General features: G+C 38.1%; 24 protein-coding genes and 2 pseudogenes. 11 read left to right on the forward strand and 15 right to left on the reverse strand.

Annotated elements, in window-relative coordinates; genetic code table 11:
* Positions 1 to 27 precede the first annotated feature (27 nt).
* The 3 genes from A3GQ_RS0112485 (at position 28) to A3GQ_RS24325 (ending at position 2,204) form a co-directional block, all read left to right on the forward strand.
* The gene (locus tag A3GQ_RS0112485) at positions 28 to 630 is read left to right on the forward strand and encodes a coiled-coil domain-containing protein (protein WP_169818291.1); all 603 of its coding nucleotides are present in this window, start codon (positions 28 to 30) and stop codon (positions 628 to 630) included.
* A gap of 870 nt (positions 631 to 1,500) precedes the next feature.
* Positions 1,501 to 1,890: a tyrosine-type recombinase/integrase gene (locus tag A3GQ_RS28245; RefSeq protein WP_281170828.1), complete on the forward strand. Its 390-nt coding sequence runs from the start codon at positions 1,501 to 1,503 to the stop codon at positions 1,888 to 1,890.
* Between the two features lie 2 nt (positions 1,891 to 1,892).
* The gene (locus tag A3GQ_RS24325) at positions 1,893 to 2,204 is read left to right on the forward strand and encodes a site-specific integrase (protein WP_281170829.1); all 312 of its coding nucleotides are present in this window, start codon (positions 1,893 to 1,895) and stop codon (positions 2,202 to 2,204) included.
* Between the two features lie 528 nt (positions 2,205 to 2,732).
* On the opposite strand, the gene A3GQ_RS0112505 is transcribed toward A3GQ_RS24325, so the two are convergent.
* From A3GQ_RS0112505 to A3GQ_RS24330, 6 genes are all read right to left on the reverse strand, one after another.
* Entirely contained in the window at positions 2,733 to 2,966 is a 234-nt protein-coding gene (locus tag A3GQ_RS0112505; protein WP_037464822.1) for a hypothetical protein, read from the reverse strand.
* A 364-nt stretch (positions 2,967 to 3,330) separates the two neighbouring features.
* A complete protein-coding gene (locus A3GQ_RS0112510) occupies positions 3,331 to 3,666 on the reverse strand; it encodes a hypothetical protein (RefSeq protein WP_028777332.1) in 336 nt (111 codons plus the stop codon).
* 36 nt (positions 3,667 to 3,702) lie between these two features.
* Entirely contained in the window at positions 3,703 to 4,503 is an 801-nt protein-coding gene (locus A3GQ_RS0112515) for a vWA domain-containing protein (protein ID WP_028777333.1), read from the reverse strand.
* On the reverse strand, positions 4,476 to 4,694 hold the full coding sequence (locus A3GQ_RS0112520) for a hypothetical protein (protein ID WP_028777334.1): 219 nt from the start codon (positions 4,692 to 4,694) through the stop codon (positions 4,476 to 4,478). Before A3GQ_RS0112520 ends, A3GQ_RS0112515 begins: the two co-directional genes overlap by 28 nt.
* Before the next feature lie 238 nt (positions 4,695 to 4,932).
* Complete coding sequence (locus A3GQ_RS0112525; RefSeq protein ID WP_028777335.1) at positions 4,933 to 5,262, reverse strand: c-type cytochrome; 330 nt, start codon at positions 5,260 to 5,262, stop codon at positions 4,933 to 4,935.
* A 12-nt stretch (positions 5,263 to 5,274) separates the two neighbouring features.
* Entirely contained in the window at positions 5,275 to 6,126 is an 852-nt protein-coding gene (locus A3GQ_RS24330; RefSeq protein WP_051271688.1) for a cytochrome c oxidase assembly protein, read from the reverse strand.
* Positions 6,127 to 6,292: 166 nt separating this feature from the next.
* Between A3GQ_RS24330 and A3GQ_RS0112535 the strand changes: the two genes are divergently transcribed.
* A complete protein-coding gene (locus A3GQ_RS0112535; RefSeq protein WP_028777336.1) occupies positions 6,293 to 6,745 on the forward strand; it encodes a Mur ligase family protein in 453 nt (150 codons plus the stop codon).
* A 308-nt stretch (positions 6,746 to 7,053) separates the two neighbouring features.
* On the opposite strand, the gene A3GQ_RS0112540 is transcribed toward A3GQ_RS0112535, so the two are convergent.
* Positions 7,054 to 8,301, reverse strand: a complete 1,248-nt coding sequence (locus A3GQ_RS0112540; RefSeq protein WP_028777337.1) for a glutathionylspermidine synthase family protein — start codon at positions 8,299 to 8,301, stop codon at positions 7,054 to 7,056.
* Positions 8,302 to 8,306: 5 nt separating this feature from the next.
* A complete protein-coding gene (locus A3GQ_RS0112545) occupies positions 8,307 to 8,501 on the reverse strand; it encodes a hypothetical protein (RefSeq protein ID WP_028777338.1) in 195 nt (64 codons plus the stop codon).
* Positions 8,502 to 8,896: 395 nt separating this feature from the next.
* Between A3GQ_RS0112545 and A3GQ_RS0112550 the strand changes: the two genes are divergently transcribed.
* Positions 8,897 to 9,391 carry a DinB family protein gene (locus A3GQ_RS0112550; RefSeq protein ID WP_028777339.1) on the forward strand — a complete coding sequence of 165 codons (495 nt, stop codon included), beginning with the start codon at positions 8,897 to 8,899 and terminating at the stop codon, positions 9,389 to 9,391.
* A 273-nt stretch (positions 9,392 to 9,664) separates the two neighbouring features.
* Positions 9,665 to 9,949: pseudogene (locus tag A3GQ_RS28045) on the forward strand (IS4 family transposase); the annotation flags it as partial.
* A 31-nt stretch (positions 9,950 to 9,980) separates the two neighbouring features.
* Here the strand turns inward: A3GQ_RS28045 and A3GQ_RS0112555 are convergent.
* From A3GQ_RS0112555 to A3GQ_RS27065, 6 genes are all read right to left on the reverse strand, one after another.
* Complete coding sequence (locus A3GQ_RS0112555) at positions 9,981 to 10,292, reverse strand: hypothetical protein (protein ID WP_156877697.1); 312 nt, start codon at positions 10,290 to 10,292, stop codon at positions 9,981 to 9,983.
* A 537-nt stretch (positions 10,293 to 10,829) separates the two neighbouring features.
* Entirely contained in the window at positions 10,830 to 11,357 is a 528-nt protein-coding gene (locus A3GQ_RS24335; RefSeq protein WP_037464825.1) for a cupin domain-containing protein, read from the reverse strand.
* Positions 11,358 to 11,914: 557 nt separating this feature from the next.
* A complete protein-coding gene (locus A3GQ_RS0112565; protein ID WP_028777341.1) occupies positions 11,915 to 12,142 on the reverse strand; it encodes a hypothetical protein in 228 nt (75 codons plus the stop codon).
* Positions 12,143 to 12,525: 383 nt separating this feature from the next.
* Positions 12,526 to 12,795, reverse strand: coding sequence for a hypothetical protein (locus tag A3GQ_RS27055; protein WP_156877698.1), 270 nt, complete (start codon positions 12,793 to 12,795; stop codon positions 12,526 to 12,528).
* Positions 12,770 to 12,925, reverse strand: a complete 156-nt coding sequence (locus A3GQ_RS27720; protein ID WP_169818292.1) for a hypothetical protein — start codon at positions 12,923 to 12,925, stop codon at positions 12,770 to 12,772. The genes A3GQ_RS27055 and A3GQ_RS27720 overlap by 26 nt, the downstream gene beginning before the upstream one ends.
* Positions 12,926 to 13,297: 372 nt before the next feature.
* Entirely contained in the window at positions 13,298 to 13,453 is a 156-nt protein-coding gene (locus tag A3GQ_RS27065; protein WP_156877700.1) for a hypothetical protein, read from the reverse strand.
* A gap of 84 nt (positions 13,454 to 13,537) precedes the next feature.
* On the opposite strand from A3GQ_RS27065, the gene A3GQ_RS0112580 reads away from it, so the two are divergent.
* The 3 genes and pseudogenes from A3GQ_RS0112580 (at position 13,538) to A3GQ_RS28385 (ending at position 16,064) form a co-directional block, all read left to right on the forward strand.
* Positions 13,538 to 15,076, forward strand: coding sequence for a recombinase family protein (locus A3GQ_RS0112580; protein ID WP_028777343.1), 1,539 nt, complete (start codon positions 13,538 to 13,540; stop codon positions 15,074 to 15,076).
* 58 nt (positions 15,077 to 15,134) lie between these two features.
* Positions 15,135 to 15,566 (forward strand): annotated as a pseudogene (locus A3GQ_RS28380) (Mur ligase family protein); the annotation flags it as partial.
* 75 nt (positions 15,567 to 15,641) lie between these two features.
* The gene (locus A3GQ_RS28385) at positions 15,642 to 16,064 is read left to right on the forward strand and encodes a glutamate ligase domain-containing protein (RefSeq protein ID WP_342665002.1); all 423 of its coding nucleotides are present in this window, start codon (positions 15,642 to 15,644) and stop codon (positions 16,062 to 16,064) included.
* Between the two features lie 466 nt (positions 16,065 to 16,530).
* On the opposite strand, the gene A3GQ_RS0112590 is transcribed toward A3GQ_RS28385, so the two are convergent.
* On the reverse strand, positions 16,531 to 17,238 hold the full coding sequence (locus tag A3GQ_RS0112590) for an alpha/beta fold hydrolase (protein WP_037464828.1): 708 nt from the start codon (positions 17,236 to 17,238) through the stop codon (positions 16,531 to 16,533).
* 324 nt (positions 17,239 to 17,562) lie between these two features.
* On the opposite strand from A3GQ_RS0112590, the gene A3GQ_RS0112595 reads away from it, so the two are divergent.
* Together A3GQ_RS0112595 and A3GQ_RS0112600 are read left to right on the forward strand one after the other, a co-directional pair.
* Entirely contained in the window at positions 17,563 to 19,635 is a 2,073-nt protein-coding gene (locus A3GQ_RS0112595) for a carbon starvation CstA family protein (RefSeq protein WP_028777345.1), read from the forward strand.
* A 2-nt stretch (positions 19,636 to 19,637) separates the two neighbouring features.
* Positions 19,638 to 19,829 carry a YbdD/YjiX family protein gene (locus tag A3GQ_RS0112600; RefSeq protein ID WP_245596780.1) on the forward strand — a complete coding sequence of 64 codons (192 nt, stop codon included), beginning with the start codon at positions 19,638 to 19,640 and terminating at the stop codon, positions 19,827 to 19,829.
* Positions 19,830 to 19,893: the final 64 nt, after the last annotated feature.

Genomic DNA, 19,893 nt, shown 5'->3' on the forward strand with positions numbered 1-19,893 from the left:
AAGTCTTTGGTTCAGAAGTTGGATGGAATGCCAACTGATGAATCTGTCTCTGGGATTTTGCAGTCTCAAATCTTGCCTCTTCTGGGAAAGATGGCAAAGGTCGAAGGTTCGCTCGACGAATTCAAAGACTCCGTTGCCCAAATGCTCGAGAAGTGCGCAAGTGGATTGCAGCCGAATGATGCTCAAAATCTTGCTGTATCCATGTTGGAGAAGGCCGAGAAATTTCTCTCTGCCAGCGATATTACTGGAGCTTCCCTGTCCGACATGAAGACGTATGTCGAGATCGCCAAGTTCGTCTCCGATATCAAGAAAGCGGAGACGGACATCTTGAAGGCGAACTCGGATATGAAGAAGACAGAGGAAGAGCTGGGAAAGATCAACCTGGATAAACAGAAGACCGAGGCAGAATTGGAAAAAATCCAACTGGACAAGAAGAAGACCGAACTGGAGATTGAAAAGCTCCAACTCGAGCTTGAAAAGACCAAGGTCGAAATTGTCGAGAAGAAGGAGAACATCCAGAAGATTCATGACGAGAAGCATAGAGGATGGACTTCTATTGCAGTTGCCATCTGTGCCATCTTGTTTGCTTTCTTCGGGAGTGCAGGATTTGCTAGGTATGTGAAAGGTTAGAATTGCTAACCTGATCGTTCCTTCTTTCTTTTTGTCTTGTTGATCAGAAAATGAAAAAACCAAAAAAAAGCATCTGTTTTCGACAGGTGTTGTTGTAATCTACGTGGGTAGATACAACGTCAAGTGAATCTTGCGATTCAGGCAAAATCCTCCGGATTTTGTCAGGGAGCCCGTGTCCCTCTTGGCAAACGAATTCGGTAAGTTGAACTTGCCTTTATATATGGAAATAAGAAAAAGGCTCCTATAGTTTGTACGGAACCCCAAAAGTTGGACTTAAAAATTAAGCTACAAGCTGGTTGGATTGTATCCTGTATTGAACAAGGCTCATTTCAACCAGTTTTTGTTACTTCGTTTGTTGTTGGGGTATGGAACCAATTCGAGAACTGAGGGGCCACTTTGGGATAAAATACATTTCAGGAAGAAGCCTATCTGAACAAAGATAGGCTTCTCCTTTTATGATCGAAAGATGTAAGTGGATTATAAAAGGAAGCGAGGAAAGGATTTGCCAAGTATTTAGATGATGCTTTCTGTTTCCCTGCTCCTTAAAATCCTCTCCATTACTGTTGTTTAGCAAGTTCAGTCCACATTCTCCCCTTTTCTATATTTCGTGGTAATCCATCACCATATAGATAGCGTATATCTCGAACTTAGGCCTGAGGAACATTCAAAATACATGTGGATTTCATCCCCTGATGAAGTCCCTGAAGATTCTGATGCTCTGAAGGCATCTTTGCGTGAGGAGATGGAAGTTTTGGACATCTTGCAGTGATCCCTTCTCACCGGGACCTACTGGAATTATCATTTCAATCCGTATGGTGAATTTCGTATGAATCTGGATCAACGACTAGCTTTATAGAAAGAAGATTGGTCATGTTAGTGGAGCGAACATCTCCGAAGAAAAAAGCCAAAGAACTGGCTAAATATTTGAGAGGAGAAAGACCTGACTATGATTACCTAAAAAGTGTTTTTCGTCAACGCCGAAACCAACTAGAGGTAGAAGTATCACGCACTCCAAAAAAGTTGCCTTATGTACCAATGGAAAATGAATTAAAAAGCTACTGTGAAAAAGTGTGGAATTTAAAGAACTTTCCAGATATGTTAATCATTAAAACACTGCTGTATACAGGAATACGTGTAAGTGAGTTGATTAACATCAAACGAATCGATATAGATTTTCAGCAATGTCAAATTCGTGTGAATCAAGGAAAAGGTAAGAAGGATCGTATCGTTCCATTCCCTTTTCCTTTAAAGAGACATTAGCCATGCACACGGAAAACATGAGGAAAAAGCATGCTACCTATCTATTTGAATCAAGCTGGAAAAAGAAATACACATATCGAGGGATACGTATGATACTCAAAAAGCATTCCGATCAAGCAGAGCTACCTTCTATCTCCCCCCATAAACTTAGACGTTTTTTGCTAACTTGGTTGAAAAAACAAGGAATCGATCATGCACTCATTCAGCCTTATTCCGGACATGCAAGTAGGCAATCGCTTGAAGTTTATTCGAAATTAGCTATTACAGAAACTCAAGAAGAATATAACCGTGTGATTTTTTCCTTTCCTGTGTAAAAAACAGACCAATTTGAAATAGATATCGGTCTGTTTTCCATTTGTTGATCAAATTAGGGTTCGTCGTTCGTTTGCTGGTTCCACCCCTCTTTGCAGTTCGAGGTCGACTTGACCAACCTGAGCCCTCAGCTCAACGTGCTCAGCCCCGTCGTCAATGTCACACACGTTTTACGTGACTGTAAACGCGCGGATGGAATACATCAAGGTACAAACACGTGAAGGTGAAGACATCCTGACACCCACTGTCTGATCCAAGGGCACTCAGGTTCCACGTCGACACACCTTTGTGTCCTACGGAACCCGTGAAAATATTCATCCTTTCGATAAAAGAAGCCCTACCAATTAAACCTAAAAAAGGGAGGTACTTATTAGGAGTCTGACAGAAAAAACGTGGGTTTTATATTAAAAATCCCGATTTCTCAGTATTTAAGTGAGAAAAACGGGATTTTACAATTTTTTCTATCTGTATGACCGTTTTTGGAGTTACCTCGGATTACTCCCATTGAGCTCTGGAGATCGACTTTGTGATCAGGGTGCTAACTTAAAAATAGCTTCAGAAATTAATGTAGCGGCTTCTTTTCTAAGCATATTTTGTTTAGCATGGTAATCAACACCAATTTTGGTTTTAGTAACTTCAGGCCCAAATAATTCTAGTGCTACTATTGCCTTAACTCTCTGTTTCGATGAGTCATTTACTTCTCCTGTTATCTGAGCATTCAATGTATCTATCTCTGGCATTCTAAGTTTTTTGGCTGCTTTCATAAAAATAGTTGCAGCTTCCTGTCTTTGGATCAGCGCATCCAATTTGATAGGAGCGTTGAATATGGTAGAGCAAAATTCTTAAACAAAGTAAATTTAATATTCTCCATGCCAACATCCCACTTTATTAAATATTTATTTGTCTTAGGAAAATACGTCTTTTAAACTGATGTTTAAAAGACGTATTTTATTTTAATGATTTTAATATATGGAAAGCCGGTAACAATGCCTCTTGTATCTCCTTATGGCTCCAAACTAAAGTAATTCGCTCTAATTTACTTCCTGCTATTTTGAAGATTCTCGAACCAAGTTCCTCTCTGTTCGAGACCTAGATCGAGAATCCCAAAATCACTTACATCCTTTCCTTTTAAAAATCATACTTTTTCTTCATATCATTGGTCTTTGTATCAATAGTCTTTTGAAATTTTTCTTTCTTATCTTCCATTATCCGGTCTTTTTCTTCAAAAAGTGGTCTTCGATAATATTGATCTATCCATTTGTAACGCTTTATAATTTCATCATCTAAATCGAACCAAATCTCATATGTAATGATGTTTTGGTTTAATAAAAATTCAGCTGCTGCTTGTAAACGTTTTTTCTCTTGTTTTGCTAATGTATCAAAGTACCCACCATCATTAAATTTTTTGCTCAACAAATAGTACTTGTCCCAATATCGTCTTTCTACATCTTTCCAGTTTTTCACTCCCCATTTACCCCATGCAAACCATAGATCAATATATTACTTTTCCAAATAGTTTGCTAATTCTTCCCCTGATTCCACAGTCGAATATTTCCCAGCACCTGCTTTTGCTACCGCCTGAAGTGCTTTTTGTCCAGCATCATCTACATCAAAACCGATTATATTAACAACTGCATTAATCTCAGAGTTGTGGAGGATTTGAGAAGCATTAATTGGATCTCCTCCACAAGTTTCTATTCCATCACTTACTATATATATGATGTTTCTTGTATTTCTATCATTTGATTTCATTTTTTGAATCTCTAAATCTTTTTTTGCTTGGAGTATTGCTAAAGCAAGAGGTGTATAACCTGTTGGTTTAAATTTTTTCAATGATTTGCTAAATTCTTCTTCATTATAGAGGCCAAACGGATATACTAGTTCACTACTTTTACATGAAATATCCTTATCTTTTGAAGCATTACTGCCTTTATGACCATATATTCGAAGTGTTACTAGTGTTCCCTCTGGCATATTTTTAACAAACTTTTGAACTGATTCTTTTGCCAAGTCCATTTTTGTTCCACCATTAACACTACTAGCCATGCTGCCACTTGCATCTAATAGAATTTCTACATGTGTTTGGAATTCTTCTTGGGTTGGTGGCTTGATATTTTCTGGAGATTTTTGTCCTTGTATTTGAATGGAAGTGTCCCAGTTCTCTAGTTCTTTTGCCAAAGGTTTGTAATCAAAGGCGAAAAGCTGAATGAGTCGGATGTATGCATCTTTCACTGACAAATGAGCAGGGAACTTTTTTAATTCGTTTTGAGCCACTATTTCATTATAGTTTTTCCACTCCATTTCCCAGGACCTTCATATACCATTCCTTTAGGATCATTAGCAGCTATAAACATTTTCTCTTTCTGGAGATTAACAGGTTGAACTGTTTCATTGCTTTGTTTCTTTTCTTTATCTCTTGCGTCTTCCGCACATCCAACAAGTAACAAAAAAGGGATAATAACAACACTTACATACTTTTTTCTAAGATCCATTATATTGTATTTCTCCTTTTCCTTTAGAAAATCCCTCGAATATTTTTTAATAATAGAAAATTGTCGGAATTAAATTTTCATAGATTCACCATTTTTGTGAATAAATTCTAATTTCCCACCCTAATTGTAGTTTATGAAACAAAGGAAAGAATCATATTTTTATTTGTTCTAAAAATTACTTTGTAATGATCAATAGTCATCAAAAACAAAGAGTAAAAAAATAGACGCCTGACAGCGTCTATTTTTTACTGGATAACCACGTTGCTAATTTTTCTTGGTCAGCCGCAGGAACGAAAGACTGAGATGGCATGCTGCCTTTCCCATTTTTTATAATCTCCATAATTTGCTCTTTTGAATAGGACTTACCTACATTTTGCAAAGCTGGTCCATATGCCCCTTCTAAATTCCCACCATGGCATGTTGCACAGTTATTTTGGTAAATTGTTTCCTCAGCAGATAACTGTGGTGTATTTTTAGGTTGCTCTGATTTGTTAGGTGATGAGGTATTACATGCAGCGAGAAGTAAGAATAGGGATACGATCGATATTGCAAAGCCTATTTTTTTCAAAACTTTCTCTCCTTAAGGTTTATCCGTTGCTAACTGACTTTTCTTCCATTCTAATAACTCTTTTTCATCTTGGGCTCGCTGTTCACGAAACCATCGTGAAAATACAAGAGCTATTGCAGTAATATATACCACTTCTTGTGTGATCTTCATAATCACTCCGCCTGTTTGTTGATCTTGTAACGGCGTCATAAAGGAAAATGGAGAGACTTGGCTATACATGGAATAAATGGTTGCATCCCCAAACATAATCAATGCACAAGCTGGTGTCAAAAGAATACCATTAGCGAAAATGTAACCTAGTTTATGCAGAGGTTTCATTTTATCCATTTCCTCTACAGGACATATAACAGGCCACCACATAAGTAAAGCGGTAATCAACAAAATGGAATGGGCGATATTGTGATACAAATGGCTTCCCATGATCATATCAAAAACAGCAGGAACATGATAGATCGAAAGAAGACCATTGAATATAAACAAAATGATAAGGGGTTTAGTAAAGAAATTCATTAACAACTGAATTACTTTTATTTTCAACAAAGGACGAACAAACCATCCAGGAATACCTAATAATAACAAGGGGGGCATGACAATATACATGATTGTCATTTGTGTCATATGCATGCTGAATAACTCATGAGAAAGTAATTTTAATGGACTACCTTCTGCGAAGTAAAAAAACATAAGCCCCATAATAAAAGAAAAACGATGGAGACCACTGACAGGAGTTGCACCAGGGATATACTTTACCATCGGGCCTGTCAATAAAATATATACCAGTGCAATAGCAACAAAAACCAAATTTAACATAATGTCCCAATTACTTGCATAAGTGAACAGCTGTAAAAATTGAGTACTACTCACAAGAGAACCCTCCTCTCTGCAACATCGCTTCTATCTTAACATCAGTTTCATCTGATTTCCATGATCCATTGTTAAACTTTCTCAACAAATTGGGTACACACCCATCCCAACTTATAACCTGCCCGAATAAGATAGCCGAGAAGCTAGATGCATGGGAGGGAAAAAGATGAGAGCTACTACTCTCGGAAAAGCAGTAGTCATCATGAAAGGAAGGTTATTGTCTGGAAAACCCAACCTGCCTGTTCATGAAATTAATTTCGCAAGATTTCGCGCTTTAAAATCTCATCAACTTTATGTATATACCAAACAAAGTAAATGGGAAAAACAACTTGCAGCTATTCAACATACGAAACCTATTGGGGTAGTTATTCCGAATCAATTGGATGCAAGAGGAATTCCAGCTAGTGTGGCTATAATAAGAGCAAAAGATCCCTATGCTGCTTATTGGAAAATGGCATTGTGGAACTGGAAACAAATGAATCCAAAGGTAATTGGAATTACAGGAAGCGCTGGGAAATCTACAACCACGGCTATGGTTGCTTCTATCCTTCGTCAGCACTATCGTATGGTTCGAACGGATGGAAATCTAAACACATTTGCATTCCCTATTTATCCGTAATAAATACATTGAAGTTGATACATAATGAATAATATTTTATTGATTATTTAGGAATCGATGGGAGCTTTCCTTCTTGAAGCTCCTAGTACGGGGTAAAACCAGTAGTTCTATCTCAATTAGTAACGTGAAAAGGATTTCTTTTAAAGAATAAGGAAGTTGCCGAGAGAGTTTTTTCGTATTATCCCCAATCAAAGCAATCCAAAAGAGCACCCGCTACTAAATTCAGCGAACGCTCTTTTTTCATTTCTATAAAATTTGAATTATGACAAGTGCCAACATAACACCTTAAAAATCTTTACTGACCAAATTTATAATGGCAAGCCAATCGGTAAAAAACGGCTGGAATCTCCTGTAATCTGATTCGATATCCGGGTAGTAATGGCAGATGCTTTTCCGCCAACTAGGAAGCAACCCCATAACAGCCAACCTCTGTAGGGCCCCGTCAAACTTTCCACTTCGATCTCTTCTAATGGGACTTTTTCCTGATATACCATAGTTTGATCCCAATACGCTTGTCCATCATCTTGTAATGTAATGGTACCATCTTTTTCATATAAAGTAATCGCCCCGCCATTGCGACCGAATATAGGTTTTCTGACATAGGGCTTCTTTCCTGTAAATACATTTTCTAAATAAGTAGGCAACATATAAGTTCCTATGATCTCATGCTCTTCTGTTGTAAAAAACATATTCTGCTCGTGCAAATTCCAGATCAAGGCTTGAACTGCCTTACTCTGACTGATAAAGCCACTAGGTGGATTGATGATCGCCAGTTTTTTTTGGGCGATCAAGCTCAGTAATTGAGCGCCGATGGGATAATCAGTTTTGCTTTTTTCGGTTGCTAATATTTCTAAGGCATGAAAACGGAATAAAACATCAATAGGTCGATCCAAGCCTCGAACATAGAGACCGTCATACTGAACCACAAGTTCAGACAGTGGGACAAAGGAAGCAAGTAAGCCGGATTGCTGCAAGAGGTACTTGGTCGTGCCGGCATCTTCTTCATGCCAATCCAGTGAACTAAAGGTTATGTGTTCGGAAGGATAGCCGAGCTGCTTGTATCTCTTTAATATGTACTGAAAAGAGTCCGTAAGCATCCGGTTTTGGTCAAGATTTGGATTTTGCCATCCAAAGTAATCACAAACTTTTTGATTCACATAAAAGGCTTCTACCACTTTCGAAGGAGTATCGCTATTAAACTCCAACATTTTCAACCCATTTGGCGTATGAGCAAAATCAAATCGCCCAAGTAAAGTCGGTATATGATCAGCGACAGACAGACGAAGAGTAGCCCATGTCTCCTGAGGAAACCCCAACTCTTGAAAGAGCTCTTCCGATCCCTTTTGTACAATCTGAATGGTCTTGGCAAAGATTTCCCCCAATTGTTCTGTAGCCATTCTTAAACTGGATACAAATGGTTCTGCAACAGGATGAATCGTCGCTAGTGCAAATTCTTCCTGATCATGTGCATCAATATCCCAAGTAAAAATCTTTTCTTCCCGTATGGGAAAATAAATTTCTTCTCTTCTTTTAACATAATCCGTTTGGCGTAGCAAACGAATCAACCTCCGGAACCGTGAGATCCATCACCATATCCACCACCACTGGAACTGTGGACATCGACATCAACACTATCACATGCTACTTCATTCCCTTGAGAATCATAGCATGGTTCCTCATCATCACCACACCCCGTTAACGGAACGGTAGTAAGTACTGCTGCTGCAAATAAACCAATTAATTTTTTTGATTTCATTAAAAATCCCTCCTTTATAAAAATAATAATAAACATTAGGAATTATGTATAGGTTTATATCTCAGATATTTGGATATTGTACCAATTTCAAATAGTTTATTCAGTATAATATATTTTCCTGTGATACAGGTAGCACCCCACATCCATCAAGTTAAGAACTACGTTGCCTGATGAGTAGAAGTGGTATAATCATAAACAACACCTATCAGTTTTTCTCTTATATCGGTGAGATTTCGCCCGTTTTGCTGTAGGAGTTTGAATAGTAAAACCACCTGACAACTTTACTAAATCTGAGTACATTATCGGTGGGTGCTCTTCTGTCCGCATGTGATACTATGTTGTAACTATCATTTTAATTTTTAGTCGTTACATATTTTTATTTCAGGAGGAATCGTATGGACAAGAAAGCATTTTTATTACACGGTTGGGAAATTGGTTACGACAAAGAAGACTGGTATCCTCCGTTGGCCGATGTGCTCAAAGGCATTACGGCGGAGCAAGCGAATTGGAAGCCTGAAGGCGCTCCGATCAATACAATCTGGGAGAACGTTCACCATCTGACGTTTTACAAGGAACGGTTCCTGAAGCGTCTAACAGGTGAAGAAACCGAGAACCCTCAAGGTTTGACAAACAACGACACATTTGCCGTCACTTCCGTGGAACCGTCCGCTTGGGAAGAATCTGTTAAGAAACTGGACGACGTACATCAATCGATTCGCAACATCATTGCTGGGTACAGCGATTACGACTTGGAGCGAGAAGTTCCGAGCCCTGTCGGCATGTGGTTATACAGTCTTATTCTTCACGATGCGTATCACACCGGACAAATTATACAAATCTGCAAACTTCAAGGATCTTGGCCGGCTAAGCGGTCATTCGGACAATCCTGAAATAAATTCACGGCGATAAACAGAACCCTGAAGACAATAATCCCAGTAGGGGAAAAGGGCAGACGCTGAGGGGATTGGTTTACTTGCATCTGGCCGCTTTTGATTGCCATACCCCATCGCCATCAAGCCAAGAAAATAGAATAGTCTTAACATCAGAAAAACGCTATTCTTTCTATAGGAATATAGGAAAGGATGGCGTTTCGCAATGAATCTTCCGATTCAACATGAACGAAACCTATTACGGAAGAAAAACATTTATCATCAGCTGCTCTTGAAGTCGAGATTCTGTTCAAAACATGGAAATCGATTTTCAAGATCGATCACTGTAAAGACATTATAAATGAACGAATGGAATGCTATCGCTATAGTCAGCTGATCACTATCTTCTTATGCTCTTCTTCCGTGTTTCGCATGAGAGAACTCTTGCTCCGCAAGAAGGCCTTCTATATGATTCGAACCTATTTTTTATTGATACATCAGTCGATACAAGAAAACACACAAGAGTTATCAAAGATTCTACTTCGCCTCTTCTATTTGACAGAAAAGAATAGGAGAAAATACCCAGTACATCCAAAGAATCATGGCATGTTTATAAGGATATACCTTCGTGTCCACATTTTTGATCCTTCATGAAAAAATAAGCAGAACCCATTTGTTCTTGAAACTTCCAACCTTGCTGCTTCATCTTTTTTGGTATGAAATCGTTACTACCTTTTGCATAGGTTATGTATTGTTTGTTTTGTTGATGATAATCAGAATCAATAGGAACCATTTTAGCATCACTGAATTCTAATTTTATTACAGCTAGCCCAATACTCCATGAGTTCGGTTCTTGTTGAAATAGATAGTATACATACCCAGCAAGAACGAAGACGATAGGAAAAGTAATGAATAATATCAACTTAATCCATCGTTGACATTTGAATACTTGAATTGTAATCCCTCTCTCTTTTATTGGGGGTAGTAAGACCGTTTGATCGAGAAGAAATAACAGAAGTATGAACAATTTTCATAGGACATAACTTTCCAGTCAATAAAAAAAACAGTCAGATAGATTCTGATATAGAGTTCTCCCTTAGGTATAAAAATGGATACGATATCACGAAACAATCTTGAAACATACTCACTGCCTCTTTCCAATTAATTTTCTTTCATTCAAATTTTAAAACAATTCCCATCTTAATTACACAAAATTCTTTTTGATAGAATAACTACTTAACCTTTTATTTAAAACGTAAACCATATATTCTTAGTTCTCTCATCTCATCTAATCCATGCTAAGTAATAAAATAAGCATGACATTAATTGCGCCATGCTTTCCCTTTATAAAATGATCTCGACAATTCTTTCGCATCTTCCAACCCTCGTTTGAACGGAAATAACCACACGTTATATGGGTTTTGAAAGTAGGCTTTATATCAATAAATACAACTATACTCTAGTGCTCCTCATGCATTGCATCTGCCTTTGTTTTATGAACCGTACCGAATGGATGATTAGGTGGTGCATAAATACTGTAGAGTTTAAGAGGTTTTTTCCCCGTATTGATGACATTGTGCCATGTACCAGCAGGTACCATGATCGCATCATCATCATGCACCCTTTTCTTGAAATATAAATTATTTTTCTTGTTCCCCATTTGAACCATTCCATGACCCTCTTCAATGCGCAAGAACTGATCAACATTAGGATGAACTTCGAGACCAATATCTTCTCCAACACGAATACTCATTAAAGTAACTTGAAGATGATCTCCCGTCCACAATGCTGTACGAAATGTACGGTTTTGCTTTGTAACCTTATTAATATTTACAACATATGGTTTAGCTCCATAATCCTTTATTGGAATCGTATTTACAGTGCCATATTGATCCATATAAGGATTATTCCAATAAGCATAACTTGTTCTAAAGTTGTATCTTGATACATTTACAGGATATGGATATATATACGGATGATAGTACATTCTAGTTCAATCCCTCCAAATTTTATACAAATTAACTTATTCACTTTGTTTTAGGAATGTACCCACCTTTTATATATTCAAACAAAGCTTCTGTCCCTAATCGCCCCTGCTTTGTCGAGGATATGTGTGTTAAATCAAATTACAAACTTTTGCTGACTGAAAGCCCATGGTTTGAATCATGGGATGAAAGACGGAGTTGCACAAAACAGAAATGAACTGCATGCGCTAACTACCTAAGAATCCCACGACTTTAGTCGTTTGGAGTCTCAATTGCCTATGTTTATCTAGTAATGCCACCCATAACTCTAATCATATAACCCGTATTTCGTGCCTTGGTTCACACCTCTTGCCTCAGATCTCCTAGGAGACACGGGAAATATGGTTGATCAAAGATAGATAAAGTTTCTTCTTGAATGCACTAAAACCAGGAGCTGGCTAGAAGGAATCCAACCAGCTACACGGAATATGCTCCTGCTCTGTTATGCCCGCGAAAAATATAATTGTTGTTGAATTTTCTTTTATCATCTACAGAAAAAAGCGATCTCAAAGAGATCACTTTAGTTGTTTTCATTTTCTATTTCTATCTCACCTTGTTCAAACTCTATTTCAACTTCGATTTCATCTCTCTCTAACTCTATTTCTACTTCATCTAATTTGTTAACATCTTTCTTTCTGTGGGTCTCTTCATAGCTTCCTGCTGAGACTTGACTTGCATTCCCATACATCGTAAAGGGTGTAATCAACAACACGGTTAAGAGTAAAGGGAAAATATAATTTTTTTTCATTCTAAACCACCTCTATGTAAAGTTATTCATTTATTCGATACACCCCTACCTCCAATCCTCTTAATTTTACAAATTGTAACATTTAAAATTACAATCAAGTACTATTACACCAACCATGTTTGTAAAAACTTCTCAAGAATAACACCGAAACTCCATTTTGACAGTAGATTAGACCACATCATCTTGATCATCGCTTCGATTAACTCATTTCAGATAATAAATATTCGTACAAATTGAAAATCAAAGGAAAAAATGGCTATTTCATTTGGAAAATAAACGTAAAAAGAGATTGTCTGCCATTAAAAAGACAATCTCTTTATCTATAGAAAAATATTATTTTTGGCGGGCACATCAGAAGAACTGCATCTGATGTGCCCTAACGCCTACGCGCTGGGCTTGACGACCTTACGGAACGCCTCTACCTCGGCCTTCACAGCCGGAGCGAACTCCACCCACAGATAGAGGAGGGTATCCCAGAGCTCCGCACACTCGGTTCGGGACTCCTCGGACTGGTGCACCAGATGATCCTGAGCGGCCTTGAAGGAAGACTGCTCCAGGATCCAGCTCGGGAATCCAGATTCACGGATCACCTCACTCGTATACACTCGGATGAGGTGAAGCTTGATCTCACCCTCGAAGGTAAGCAGAGCCATGTCGAGCTACTCGAATTGCTCCATGTGACGTGGTGTCGAGTAGAACTTCTTCAGACGAAGTATGAAGCCGTAAAGCTTCCTCAGCATCTCGGAACTGGGGAACTCGTTGGGCTCCTTGCTTTCGAGACACTGCTTCACCTTCTCGATCACACACTGGGCACCCGACAGCACGTTGCGCTCCTCGATGTACCTGATCCCCTCGAGCATCTGCTCAGTCAAGAGGTCCTTCCCCAGTAGCGGATCAAGTTGTACCAGGCAGAAACGCGACCGTCATGAAGCCCGTAGAAGTGCTTGTTGTCCTTCATCTCCAGACCCTATCGGTCGAGTTGAACTAGTTGACTTCTTTTATAATCACGCTAATTAAAGATTAACAATTATGGAAATTCGTTAAACGAAGGGGTTTACTGTCCATTTCCAAGATAAATAAAAAAATTACATACATAACCACGATTTTCATGAATATTATTGTTTGATTTAAGGTATCAACATTTCAAGATTGCTTTTATTTTTCTGATAACCTGTTCATCCATATAAACCATATTTGCCGTTTTATATCTTCTAATCTTTCGATTCGCTCCTCTTCTGTAATTTGTGGACCAACAACGTAGATAGTTGTACCTCCTACCTCATATACTTTGCTAAATTGAGGATCTTGCATACTGGATCACCTCTATAAACCGTATGCAATTCCGTCTCTAGGACAATCACATTATTTTTCATTCAAAAGGTGTGAATTTTCTTAATGGAAAGAGTAGCTATATACCTCCGAAAATCAAGAAGTGATATCGAAGCAGAGACACGAGGCGAAGGTGAAACTCTCGCTAAGCATAAAAAGACATTGTTACAAGTAGCGAAACAACAAAATCTAAATATCATTAACATTAGACAGGAAATTGTATCGGGAGAAAGCCTCCTTCATCGTCCAGAAATGATGGAGCTGCTAAAAGAAGTGGAAACAGACAAATATGATGGTGTTTTGGTAATGGACATGGATCGTTTAGGTCGTGGAAACATGAAGGAACAGGGCCTTATCTTAGAAACATTTCGAAATTCCAATACAAAGATCATTACACCACGTAAAACCTATGATCTTCTGGATGAATGGGATGAAGAATATAGCGAATTTGAAGCCTTCATGGCAAGAAAAGAATTAAAGATTATTAATCGACGATTGCAAGGAGGACGAATCCGATCTGTAGAGGAAGGAAACTTCATTGCAACCCGCTCACCTTATGGTTACAAAGTACAAGAAGACGTCAACGGTCGTTACTTGATTCCCGATGAGGAGACAGCCCCAATTGTGAAAATGATGTTTGAATGGTATACCAATGATGATCCTCATCAACGACTCAGTTCAAGTAAAATTGCTGATCTACTGAATGCACAAGGAATACGCACATATGAGGGTAAATGGTGGAATGGATATCTTGTGAGAAACATTATAAAAAATGCAGTTTATGCTGGACGATTACAATGGAAAAAAACACAAGCCACACAGACAAGAAATAACAAACTGGGCTCTGTATTAAGACCAAGAGAAGATTGGATTGATGTGAAAGGTAAACATGAAGCAATCATTTCAATGGAAACATATCGAAAAACACAAGATATTCTAAAATCTAGGACGCATGTACCTCACAAAGCATCAAATGATATTTCCAATCCGCTTGCGGGACTTGTCAAATGTGAAAATTGTGGATCATCCATGATACTTAGAACCTATTCCAAACAACCTCCCCACATCATGTGTTATAGAAGGAAACAGTGCAAAAACAGGAGTGCTCGATTCTCTCATTTGGAAAATAGGATCATTTTCGTCCTCCATCAATGGTTAGAGCAATACCAGCTAAAATGGGATATATCAGATAAACCAAATAGTGAGAATCATATCATCGAAATAAAAATATCGACATTACATAATTTGAATCAAGAATTAAAGAATTTGGAATCCCAAAAAGGTCGATTGCATGATTTATTAGAGCGTGGAATTTATGATGACTCTACCTACTTAGATCGTTTCCAACATATTGCCAATCGTATAGAAGGAACTCAAACATTAATACAAAAAACAGCAAAAGACTTAACCCTAGAACAAGAACGCCAAAAAGCAAAAAAAGATATCATACCTCGTGTGAAACATGTCTTAGAAATCTACAATCAATTGGATGATCCAGCACAAAAAAATTCCTTATTGAAAAGCGTCCTCGAAAAATGCACCTATAGAAAAGAAAAACACCAACGAGATGATCAATTTACATTGGTTATTTATCCGAAAATTTAGTGTTGTTATTTACAGGTAAAAAGGAAATGTTAATACGTTTCCCTTTTTACCAAATTATCTTATTCGTTTGAAGGATCATCACAACTTACTTTTGCTTGAAATCGGAATGAAAAGCTTAAATAACATTCGACGTCAGTGCAATATTGTAAAACCACATATTGGAGTTGTTACGAATGTTGGAGAAGCTCATGCAGGCAGTCTTGGTGGGTTGAGTAGAGTTGTCAAAGCAAAACAAGAGCTAGTAGAAGGGGTTCGTTCTGGCGGTATACTGTATATCAATGCTGATGATGAGCGTTCCAAACGGTTGGACTTAAAACGATCCAAAGCACAGATTCGAACTTTCGGTTTGAGTAATACTGCACATATTCGAGGTGAAAATATTTCCTATTCATCTAAGGGCATTACTTTTGACGCTGATGTCCAAGGAAAGAAAATATCGATATACATTCCCACTTATGGAAAACACAATGTTTACAATGCACTAGCAGCTATTGGCATTGCAACGAGTATGGGCATATCTTTATCTAATATCAAACAAGGACTAGCACGGTTCCAAACACCAAAAATGAGGCTTCAAGTCCTATCTAGTAAAACAGGACACACCTTGATTAACGATGCTTGGAATGCAAATCCTACAGCAATGAAAGCGGGTTTGGGCGTTTTACAACAAATCGCTTACAAACGTCCTAAAGTAGCTGTTCTTGGAGATATGTTAGAACTTGGAAATATTTCAAACCAGTCTCATGCCTCCATTGGAGAATATGTTGCAAAGTCAAATATTGATCAATTGATTACGATCGGATCCCATGGACGAAAGATAGCGGAAAGTGCCATTACGCATGGAATGAATCCTAAAAAAATATTTTCCTACTATCGACATGCTCCTTTGATCACGCATATCAAAAACAAGGTTCCAACAAAAGCTGTCGTTTATTTTAAAGCATCCCGCAAACTTCATTTAGAAAAAGTAGTTCAATCTCTTAGATAATCCAAATTGACACTCCCACGGCTAAAGCCGTGGGATTCTTGAGTCGTTAGCGTCCGCAATCCGTTTCCGTTTGGAACAACGCTCAAGTTTAGGGGTGTGCCATCACCCCATCCCATGCAGTTAGAAGTGTACCCGCATGGGCGGAACACCTGTTACCAGTGTTCTAGTCCTCTTCCTGCCTCTAATGGTTTTACTCGGCGGGAGACGTATCCATTTGCCGCCGAAACCCAATACCATTACATTTTCAAAGCCAAACCTACTACCAGTAGGATGATCACCGATCATATGTTCTAATATACAGAATATTCGTTACTCTTGCAACCCCTCTTTGGGATTTCGAGCAACGTCGTCTTTCATCCCACGATTCAAACCGTGGGCTTTCAGTCGACAATTGCTATAATAATTTACATCCCCCTTAAAAAATCATAGGGGATGTATGTATGTGACCACTCATATATCCAAAATATCAATCCATCTTATTGATAAAATCCAATAAAATCCCACTCAATTCACCCGATCTACTAATCATAGGCAAATGACCAGTGTCTAGTTCTACTATCTGATCAGGATTCAAGTTATGAATCATTTTTTCTTGCAGAACATTATCAAGTTCCTTATCCTCACTCAACTTCACATACATTTTTGAAACATTCGGTGATGAAACATTGGTCTGATCTGTATACAAATGCAACGATTCAACTACAAAATTATCGATTATATCCTTGGTTTTGGACTCTGGTATATCGGAACATAAACCTTGACGGATTGCTGATTCAGGTGGTTTGGTTCCGAATAGCCTTAAGATTATATGCATCAGTAAGCTTTTTGGGTATGGAAAGATAGAAAGAAAAGATCCTCCATCTTTCGGTATAGCTGCCCCAATTGCTATTAATCCTACCACTCGATCTTGCATAAGGTTGGCACACTTTAGAGCAACCACTCCTCCAATCGAGTGTGCCACAATTACAATTTTCTCTACCTCCCACTTCTCCACTGCTTGTTTAATATTCATCGAATATTCATCCAATGTAAGCTTTTTATTGGTTTTTGGTTGTGGTGAATCTATTAAAAGATAGGGATAAGGCAGTTTTTCCAATACATTGTTCCAAATCGAACTTTGTAATCCAGCACCTTGAAGAAATAAAAAACCAATTTTCTTATTTATTTGTGACATATTCAACTTCTCCTCTAATAATCATTTTTATTTATAATAGAACACTTCCACTGACATAGCTTGTCAGTGGATTTTTTCAAAAAAAAAACATACAACTAACATTTCAAATTTGATTCTAATTAGTTTTTTGACTCCAATGCATTACAATTCAATAAAAACAAGGTATCTATATAAGATAGAATCTACCTTTTCCTCAACACGTTGTAATAAAAAAATGGTGTAAGCATGTACCAAGAATCGAAATTTTGTATTAAAATAGTATTTAATTAATAATTTTTTAATTAAAATTATCAGAATTAATAAGAAACAGAAAGGATGAATACAATGAAGAAACAATGGTGGTCTTATTTGATCTGGGCTTTTGTATCTGTTCTTGGAGCAGCATGTTTTGCGTTACTCGCGTTAAAACGGGGAGAATCCGTAAATTCCATGTGGTTACTCACTGCTGCTGTCTGTACTTATGCTGTTGCCTATCGATTTTATAGTCGATTCATGGCAAGGAAAGTATTTAAACTAGATGATCAACGAAAAACACCCGCTGAAGTTCATAACGATGGAAAAGATTTCGTACCAACAAACAAATGGGTATTATTCGGACACCACTTTGCAGCAATCGCAGGTGCAGGACCTTTAGTTGGACCCATCCTCGCTGCCCAAATGGGGTACTTACCAGGAACACTTTGGATCATTATTGGAGTTGTTCTTGGTGGAGCTGTTCAAGATTTCATTATTTTATTTGGATCCATGCGTAGAAATGGTAAATCACTTGGAGATATGGCTAGAGAAGAAATAAGCCCAGTAGCAGGATTTACTTCGCTTATTGCTATTATAGGTATCATGACCATCCTTCTAGCTGTATTAGGTTTAGTAGTCGTGAAAGCGCTTGCGGAAAGTCCCTGGGGGATGTTTACGATTGCCATGACGATCCCCATTGCTTTATTGATGGGAATCTATATGCGTTATATACGCCCAGGAAAAATATTAGAAGCTTCCTTAATCGGATTTATTTTGTTACTCGGCTCCCTTTGGGGAGGACAATTAGTTGCTGAAAGCCCATCTCTTGCTCCTATGTTCACCTTTGAAGGAACAACTATTGCTTGGATGATGATTATTTATGGATTTGTTGCTTCTGTTATCCCTGTGTGGCTACTACTTGCCCCACGTGATTATTTAAGTACTTTTCTTAAAATTGGAACTATATTTGGTCTAGCACTGGGAATTTTACTTATGATGCCCGATTTACAAATGCCTGCATTGACCAAGTTTATTGATGGAACAGGCCCAGTATTTTCTGGAAACCTCTTTCCTTTTGTATTTATCACTATCGCATGTGGGTCAATCTCAGGTTTTCATGCATTGGTATCCTCTGGAACAACTCCAAAAATGATTATGCGAGAATCACAAGCCCGATTTATCGGCTATGGGGGAATGATCGCAGAATCTTTTGTTGCCATTATGGCCTTAATTGCTGCTTGTATTCTAACACCTGGTACCTATTTTGCTATCAACAGTCCAGCGGCTGTGATTGGTACCGACGTAAACAGTGCAGCTCAAGCTGTAACTCAATTTGGCTTTACGATTACACCAGATGATCTAACCAAATTAGCAGACCAGATCGGCGAAGAATCCATTTTATCTCGTACTGGTGGAGCTCCAACCTTAGCAATAGGAATGGCTACTATTTTCTCATCTGTTCTTGGTGGAGAAACTTGGATGGCTTTTTGGTATCACTTTGCAATTTTATTTGAAGCAGTATTTATTTTAACAACCATTGACGCAGGGACAAGGGTAGGACGATTTGTTTTACAAGGCCTACTTGGAAGAGTATCTCCCAAACTAGGAAAAACAGATTGGTATCCTGCCAATATTCTAACAAGTGCCGTTATTGTTGCTCTGTGGGGATATTTCCTTTACCAAGGAGTAGTAGATCCGCTTGGTGGAATTAATACCTTATGGCCATTATTTGGAATCGCCAATCAGATGCTAGCAGTTATTGCATTAGCAGTAGGAACAACGATCTTGATTAAAATGGGCAAAGCCATCTACGCTTGGATAACAGTAGTACCACTAGTATGGTTAACAACCGTTACAATGACAGCCGGCTGGCAAAAATTATTCGACCCCAGTCCAGCCATTGGCTTTTTGGCAGCAGCTGATAAATATCAAACAGCATTAGACAGCGGAAAACTATTGGGCGTTGCCAAAAATATCGATCAAATGAAGCAAATTATTTTTAATAACATGGTGGATGCTGTTCTAACAGGAATTTTCATCTTCCTTGTTCTAGTTATCTTATTTGAATCCATTCGTATCTGGTATAAAGTATTAATAAAACGAGAACAACTCCCACTTCATGAATCTGAATATATTAAAAATGAACCTGCTGGGGAGGTATGATTGTGAAGTGGTTCAAAATATTGCGATCGATCTCTTCTTATTTAAACGAAATTGCTGGTGTCCCAAACTACAAACGGTATTTAGATCATTTTCAAAAATGCCATCCAACATCTACCCCTCTATCCGAAAAAGAATTTCATCGACAAGCAACAGATGAGAAATATGGAAGTGGAAGTATCCGCCGCTGTTGCTAGTTTCTAGTTTCTCACACTAAGAGCATCCTAAAAAGGATGCTCTTTTTTAAATGATCCATATAAG

This window comes from Shimazuella kribbensis DSM 45090 (assembly GCF_000428065.1).
Classification (GTDB): domain Bacteria; phylum Bacillota; class Bacilli; order Thermoactinomycetales; family Thermoactinomycetaceae; genus Shimazuella; species Shimazuella kribbensis.